Annotated in this window: 7 protein-coding genes; 5 read left to right on the forward strand and 2 right to left on the reverse strand. The window is 27.6% G+C overall.

All coding sequences use genetic code 11. The features are described from left to right. Positions 1-198: 198 nt before the first annotated feature. Both VIM70_RS19325 and VIM70_RS19330 read right to left on the reverse strand, forming a co-directional pair. Positions 199-999 (reverse strand): SMODS domain-containing nucleotidyltransferase, encoded by an 801-nt coding sequence (locus VIM70_RS19325; protein WP_331947419.1) that lies wholly within the window; start codon positions 997-999, stop codon positions 199-201. Positions 1,000-1,016: 17 nt separating this feature from the next. Then, complete coding sequence (locus VIM70_RS19330) at positions 1,017-1,781, reverse strand: hypothetical protein (protein WP_331947420.1); 765 nt, start codon at positions 1,779-1,781, stop codon at positions 1,017-1,019. A 1,113-nt stretch (positions 1,782-2,894) separates the two neighbouring features. On the opposite strand from VIM70_RS19330, the gene VIM70_RS23475 reads away from it, so the two are divergent. From VIM70_RS23475 to VIM70_RS19355, 5 genes are all read left to right on the forward strand, one after another. Beyond that, entirely contained in the window at positions 2,895-2,990 is a 96-nt protein-coding gene (locus VIM70_RS23475) for an SHOCT domain-containing protein (RefSeq protein WP_331947421.1), read from the forward strand. Positions 2,991-3,276: 286 nt separating this feature from the next. Next, positions 3,277-4,155, forward strand: coding sequence for an SMODS domain-containing nucleotidyltransferase (locus VIM70_RS19340; protein ID WP_331947422.1), 879 nt, complete (start codon positions 3,277-3,279; stop codon positions 4,153-4,155). Then, positions 4,133-4,723, forward strand: coding sequence for an SLATT domain-containing protein (locus VIM70_RS19345; RefSeq protein ID WP_331947423.1), 591 nt, complete (start codon positions 4,133-4,135; stop codon positions 4,721-4,723). The genes VIM70_RS19340 and VIM70_RS19345 overlap by 23 nt, the downstream gene beginning before the upstream one ends. A gap of 506 nt (positions 4,724-5,229) precedes the next feature. Then, on the forward strand, positions 5,230-5,517 hold the full coding sequence (locus tag VIM70_RS19350) for a hypothetical protein (RefSeq protein ID WP_331947424.1): 288 nt from the start codon (positions 5,230-5,232) through the stop codon (positions 5,515-5,517). Positions 5,518-5,680: 163 nt separating this feature from the next. Further along, positions 5,681-6,742 (forward strand): IS256 family transposase (locus VIM70_RS19355; protein ID WP_331947425.1); only part of this gene is annotated, 1,062 nt, incomplete at its 3' end.

A 6,742-nucleotide genomic window follows, 5' to 3' on the forward strand; every position in this document is an offset into this window, starting at 1 on the left:
ACATAATACTTAAAATGTCTATCTTTAAAAATGAAATGATTAAATATGCAGAAAATAATAGCTTCAGAATTTAAGATATAGATTTTGAAAAGAGAGTATATTTTATATATCTTAAAAAATAGAAAATAGTTCGTTAGTTCATATTTAATATCAGATATTAAATAAATTGTGTAGGCAACTATTAAACATGTTTTTATTCTAATTAATATTTGGTAATAACTCTTCAATTTTAGTTTCGGCAGTAAAAGGGCAGTTGTCATTTTCCAACTGTTTTATTTCATTTATTTTTTCTTTTAATTTATTAACTTTGTCAATTGAAGTTTGTGATGATAAATCCCAAGTTACTAATCCTTCAACACTATCATAGAAATAATCCTTCAAACTAGTACTTAAATAAGAATAGTTCGAATTTATTAAATGTTTTTCAAGTGAATAAGAACTATATACATGATTATTTCTTGTATTCCAATATTTTATTAATCGAATCATTGGTTTTATTTTGCTGTTATTACTTATGTTGGTATCGGTTAATTTAATGTTAAATCCATTTGGGTCTGTTGATGTCCACTTTTCATATTCATTGTTAGGAGCTGGAATTTTATAATTATTGCCATAGTATGCTGCATCATAAGCAGGCACTAACTCAAAATTTATATGGTTTAACCGAAGTATTATTGTTGGATATGATTGATGAATTTCTGAAGTAGAATAACACTTTACTGCAAAAGCTCTTAGTTTATCTAGAAACGTTTGAGGTTTAAATTGATTATCATTATTAAAAACAATCATATAATCAATATCTGATTGTTTATCTCCTTTTCTAGGAAGAATTGTTCCTCTAGTATATGAACCAAAACAAAATTTTTCTTTAATATCATCTCCAAAATGGCGACTTAATCTACCTTCTAAAGTTTCTATTGAAGTACTTATGCTATTTTTTTCACTTGTATCCAACACTAAGTCACTAGATAATTTCTCCAAGTAACTATTAACACTCATTTCAAAATCCCCCCATTTTATTCCGTTATATTAAAATTATTTTTTAGTTTAGTCCAGTTATTCATAATATCGTTATTTAATTCATTAAATATATTACTATTCAAAAACACCTTTAAATTTGAAATATTTGACTCATACTCTACAATTATTTTTACTATTTCTCCTTCATATTTTTTTATAGATTTATGATTATTACTTAACCCATCTGAAAACATGTTAAGTATTTCATTATATAAATTCTCTACCTTTGAATTGTATTTTTTAAGGGCAATTAAATTCAATATAAAATATTGAGATAAAAATAATTGCAGAATAGGTAAAGCAGTATTACTTCTACTAAATCCGTAAATTGCAAATATTAAAATTACTATTGTTAGCAGAATGTTTTTACACACTTCTTTGTCTTTCATCTTTGTTGAAACCTCCAAAGAAATCAAAGAACTTTCAAAAACATTAACTATCAATTTGTAGATACCATTTTCAATTTCTTCACTGTCATAATAGCCAATAGACGGCTTCAGTGAATACATAGTTCCAAATGAATTATCAAATAAAGCAGTTCTTCTTTTTTCCTCTGCTTTTTCTTGATAAGAGTCAATGGTGTACTTTAATATACTAATAATTATAATAGAAAATATACTAATATAATTTACAACATTACTTTTATTTAACAGGCAAAATACTATGGAAAAGATTAAAACAATCCAAAATGTAAAATTATAAATTTTTCTATACTTTGAGGCTTTATTAAAATAGTCTGTTTGTGGCGTGATTTTTGACATTAGTTTCCTCCTATGATTTGTATAAGCTCAGACTATGAAATCTTATAATATTCTACTGATTCTCCTCTATATCGATATGTTTCACAAAAATATTATTCTTAACAAGAAGCTATAACAATATTATACCATATTATTCATATTGTGGAGCTTCTTAAAGAGGTTGTACCTATGGTTTATAGGCGTGTACTATAAAAGTATTTATAATACTTTAGTATGTTTTATCTGAACAAACAAATAAAAATACAAAATTATATTTTGAAGAAATTTTATTATCATATTTCACACATCAGTGTCATAACTAAAAAGTATTGACAAAGGTAAAATAATAACCTGCAATCAATGTATCCAAAGGTGTCAAAACTTATGCTCAAATATAAAATCTATAAGTGAGGTTTAATAGTTTATGGTATATAGATAAGCAAGGATTTTGTATTGTTATAAACATAAGCCGATTCATAAAGGGTTTTCACACCCAAATATGAACCGGCTACAATTGATTAACTAACTGGTATAGTAAATACAACCATTAGGATCACATCTATAGCAAGAATTAGAATCATTCTCGCAAGTGATTTCATGTATTTTATACCTCCAGCTTATATATTAAATTTATACAAGTATTATATGCAATTCTAAAACGTAAGTATACGTCTATTGCATTTCTCTTCTCCCTAATTAAAATAACATAAACCTCTATATAATGCAAGTATAGTCCCTGTAGCTCGATAATGCTATTATTTACTCGTTGATTTTATATTATTCTATCTTTATTATTTTATTCATACCTAAAAAGAATTCCAAGACCAATTTTAGCCTTTAATACAGTCATATCAATAGTTTAGATATGATCACTAATATTTAGTAGAGGTTAGAGTGAAATCTCAATAACATGATATTGGTGAACATTATTATTTTCATTCTAGTTTTACTAATGCTGGAACTGTTGAAAACCCTGACCTCCATATATCCTAGTTAAAGTATAGAGATTTTATATTATACTAATCTCTTTATAAATTAGGGTTTTCTTCTCTATTTTTTAGAATTTTTTTATTCTTAGGTATAATTTATAACCTCAATTCCAACTAAGTTCGTATTAGAGTAACAAATGAAATTATGAAATATAAAGAATTATTAGAGGAGGGAATTATAACAGAAGAAGAGTTTTCTATTAAAAAAAAAGAATTATTGTTTTCTATTAGAAAATTTTAAATGGATTATTGATTATTTACTTATAAAACCTTATAAAACACCCTCTCATAATGTAATGGGAAAAGTGAAAAAAAGTACATAAAAGTAGTGTATATTCTCAATTAGACACCTTTTATGCAGTGAAAATAGTGATTTATTACATATACAAAAGTATGAATGAGGGTATAGGCTATTTATAGTGGCATACAATATAACGAAAATTATGTTGTATAAAATGAGTTGACACATATTTCATATAGAAGTAATGTAAAGACTAATATATATAATTTTTATGAGGGGGATATTTATGGCAGTAACTGAAAATTTTACAAAGTTTTGTTCTGATTTAAAAATGAGCAGCGATAAAGTAAAGACTATTCGAGATAGATATCATAAAATAACAACAAGGATTAATTTAGATTTTTGGAATACAAGTTCAGAGACAAATAATAGTCTTTATGTTGGCTCTTATGGAAGAGGCACTGAAATTTCTACCAGTGATATTGATATAATTGTACAGTTACCATATGCTACATATACAAAGTTTAATAATTATTTAAGTAATGGACAATCTGCTTTATTACAAGAGGTTAAGGACGTTTTACAAAGAACTTATAGTACATCATTATCTAAAGGTGATGGGCAAATTATTTCAATTACTTTTAGTGATGGAATTCGTTTTGAAATTGTACCTGCGTTCATAAACGTTGACAATAAAAGTTATACTTACCCAGATTCAAATAGTGGAGGCACATGGGAAACCACTTACCCCAGAAGTGAAATTGAAGCTATAAATTTAATGAATAGTGCTACAAATAAAAATTTAAAGAGATTATGTAGAATGGCTCGTGCATGGAAAAATAACTGTAATGTACCTATCCATGGAATCGTTATAGATACTTTAGCATACAAATTTATCAAAGATTCAGCGTATAAAGATAAATCATATACTTATTATGATTGGATGAGTCGTGATTTCTTTAAGTATTTGAAGAATATTGATCCTTCTACATTATATTGGTCAGCTCCTGGAAGTAATCGTCATGTTTTGAGAAATAATGATAATTTTCAAACTAAGGCTTTAAGTGCATATAATAAAAGCTTAGAAGCAATTGAAAGTGAAGCGAATGACTATACAGCAAAACAAAAATGGAGTGACATTTATGGAACGAAATTCTTTAATTAGCCAAGGGTATAAATTAGAGTCTCAAATTAGAGAAGCTTACGGTCGAATTGTATATACAGGCACATGTCACGAAAAATGTATTGGGAGACTACTAAAGAAAAATGAATTACTTAAAATAGGACAAATTGTTTTATCAGCTCTAACCACAGGAAGTTTTATTCTAACTATAATATCTAATAAAAAAATATCTGGGATTATTGGAGCATTATTATCATTGGCATTGCTTATGCTAAATACATATTTTAAAAATTTTGATTTAGTAGAAATTTCAAATAAACATCAAAAATCTGCTGATTTGTTATGGAAAATAAGAGAAGAATATGTTTCATTGCTTACTGATTATGAAATGCTTGAGCCACAAGAAATCATGTTGAAACGGGGTGAGCTTCAAAATAGAACAGCAGAAGTATATAGTAATTCTCCAAGAACTGATTCTAAAAGTTATGATTTAGCACAAAAAGCTTTAAAAACCGAAGAAGAACAAACATTTTCAGAACAAGAAATTGATGTAATGTTACCAAATTCAATTAGACGTTCTAATCGCAATACAGATATTACTGATAACTGAATTTAAATAAAAAATCTTCAGGAAGAATAAAAAGAAGGCAATTAAATGCCTTCTTTTTTATTCCATTATAAAATTTTATCTTATCTGAGAAATTAATACAACATATCAAATCAACTTAGTATGAAAAGGAATCTTAACTAGAAATATTTTTATGTTAACCTAACAGGTAAATAAAAAAAATACTTAGATACCTTTTAATAGAATAAGCAAAGCGTTCGTTTGGAGTATGACCTAAGTGAATATATATAATATACCTAATGGTGTTTGTCTAGAATTGTTTTATTGATTAATAAACATTTATATGCTGAAGTCATAGATTACAAACGAACACTATAAAAGGCATACAATATAATTTTAATTATCTTGAATGCCTTTTAATTTTGGCAAATAGTCTTAATGTGAATGTAACATTTAAAAAAAACGAGGATATTTTATCTTAAATAAATTACTAATTTATTTATTCGTTATTGATAAGTGTTATAGTTGCCATGAGAGGTGAATAACCAATGAGAGACATTCAAGTTTTTGAAAATATTATTTTAAATGATATTACTACTGTAGGGGATAGTTATTGTGCGGAATTAATCTTATGTACAGTTAAGGGTATAGAAACCGCGCTGATTAAGAAACATGATTCCAATCTATATTTTTTAGTAAATGACTACAAAGATGTTTACAGACTAATAAGACTTGAATACTTAACAACTATGGAATCAGGTGCATTGTTCACGCAGGATAAGCTTAATATTGCTAATAAATCTAACATTGCTTATATACCAACTGAAGTGGCTTAGAAGTACAGTAAATAAGTTTGAGTATGTGCTATGGTACCCATAGCTACTTATCTTGAAAAGGTGGGGGCCTGTAAATAATTTTGTGTAAACAGAATATAATGTACTCTTTCTTGGCAATAATTGAGATAAGTGATTATCAAAGATTGTAAGGAGGAGTATTTTTATGTCAAACATTTCAAAAGAAATTTTAAGGGATTATATCAATGAGCAGAAATTTACAAGTCCAGATGAGGTCTTAATAGCTATGAAGAGTATGTTCAGAGATGTTCTTCAGGAAACGCTAGAGGCAGAAATGGATTCGCAACTTGGATATGACAAGTATGATATATCTGAAAAACAAACTCCGAACAGTAGAAATGGTTACTCTAAAAAGACTGTTAAATCCGAACTTGGAGCAATAGATCTTAATATACCACGAGATAGAAATGGCGAATTTGAGCCTAAAATATTGCCTAAGTATCAAAGGAATATAAATGGTATCGAAGATAAAATAACTGCTCTTTATGCAACGGGAATGACTACAAGAGATATATCAGAGCAAATCAAAAATTTATATGAAGTTGATATATCTGCTGAAATGGTATCAAATATAACAAACAGGATACTTCCTTTAGTTGCAGAGTGGCAAAACAGACCGCTCGAAAAGACATATTCATTTGTTTTTATGGATGCAATACATTTTAAAGTACGCGATGACAAACATATTGTAATTAAAGCAGCCTATGTCGTATTGGGTGTAAATATGGATGGTGAAAAAGAGGTGCTTGGAATATGGATTGGGGCAAATGAAAGTAGTAAGTTCTGGCTTTCAGTACTTAATGACCTTAGAAACAGAGGCTTACAGAACGTATTAGTATTCTGTGTAGACGGGTTAAATGGATTTAAGGAAGCCATAGGTGCTGTATATCCTTTTGCAAAGATACAACGCTGTATAATTCATCAATTAAGAGCAAGCATGAAATATATACCATTTAAAGACAGAAAAGCATTTGCAAAGGATCTAAAAGCTGTCTATGGTGCAGTAAACGAGGATGAGGCATGTGAAAATTTGATTTCTGCAAAAGAAAAATGGAGTGACAAATATCCGAATGCAATAAAAAGTTGGGAAGATAATTGGGATAATCTTATAACATTCTTTGAATTTCCAGATTATATTCGTAGAATTATATATACTACAAATGCTATAGAAAGTCTAAATAGTCAATTTAGGAAAGTTACTAAGACA

Source organism: Clostridium sp., assembly GCF_036569345.1.
Lineage (GTDB): Bacteria > Bacillota > Clostridia > Clostridiales > Clostridiaceae > Clostridium_AD.

Coding starts and splice junctions, on each gene's coding strand:
- VIM70_RS19325 (WP_331947419.1), bottom strand. CDS start 999: ATGAGTGTTAATAGTTACTTGGAGAAATTATCTAGTGACTTAGTGTTG.
- VIM70_RS19330 (WP_331947420.1), bottom strand. CDS start 1,781: ATGTCAAAAATCACGCCACAAACAGACTATTTTAATAAAGCCTCAAAG.
- VIM70_RS23475 (WP_331947421.1), top strand. CDS start 2,895: ATGAAATATAAAGAATTATTAGAGGAGGGAATTATAACAGAAGAAGAG.
- VIM70_RS19340 (WP_331947422.1), top strand. CDS start 3,277: ATGGCAGTAACTGAAAATTTTACAAAGTTTTGTTCTGATTTAAAAATG.
- VIM70_RS19345 (WP_331947423.1), top strand. CDS start 4,133: ATGGAACGAAATTCTTTAATTAGCCAAGGGTATAAATTAGAGTCTCAA.
- VIM70_RS19350 (WP_331947424.1), top strand. CDS start 5,230: ATGAGAGACATTCAAGTTTTTGAAAATATTATTTTAAATGATATTACT.